Annotated in this window: 1 protein-coding gene; it reads right to left on the reverse strand. The window is 62.4% G+C overall.

The window, feature by feature from the left end:
* Positions 1-607: dTDP-glucose 4,6-dehydratase (locus J1M87_RS28255; protein ID WP_206492951.1), on the reverse strand; the 607-nt coding region annotated here is incomplete at both ends.

Consider the following 607-nt stretch of genomic DNA (forward strand, 5'->3'; position numbering starts at 1 on the left):
GCCCAGACGGCACTGTTGTGATCGTCGACGTGGATCCAGTCGCGTACGTTCTGGCCAGCGCCGTAGAGCTTGGGCCGGGAGCCGCTGAGGATGTTGGTGATCTGACGCGGGATGAACTTCTCCACGTGTTGGTACGGGCCGTAGTTGTTGGAGCAGTTGGAGATGGTGGAGCGCACTCCGAACGATCGGGTCCACGCACGCACCAGCAGATCGCTGGAGGCTTTGGTGGAGGAGTACGGGCTCGACGGGTTGTACGGAGTCGATTCGGTGAATCTGGCCGGGTCGTCGAGTTCGAGATCGCCGTAGACCTCGTCGGTGGAGATGTGGTGGTAGCGCACGTCGTGTTCGCGGACCGCGTTGAGCAAGGTGGTGGTGCCGATGACGTTGGTGTGCACAAACGGCCACGGGTCGGAAAGCGAGTTGTCGTTGTGGGATTCGGCGGCGAAGTGAACCACCAGATCGGTCTCGCGTACGAGTCGGTCGACGAGATCTGCGTCGGCGATATCGCCGTGCACGAACTCGATGCGCTCGGCCACCGAGTCGAGGGAGGCCTTGTTACCGGCATAGGTGAGTTTGTCGAGCACGGTCACCTGGGCGTCGGGGCGCT

The organism is Rhodococcus sp. KRD162 (genome assembly GCF_017168335.1).
GTDB lineage: Bacteria > Actinomycetota > Actinomycetes > Mycobacteriales > Mycobacteriaceae > Rhodococcoides.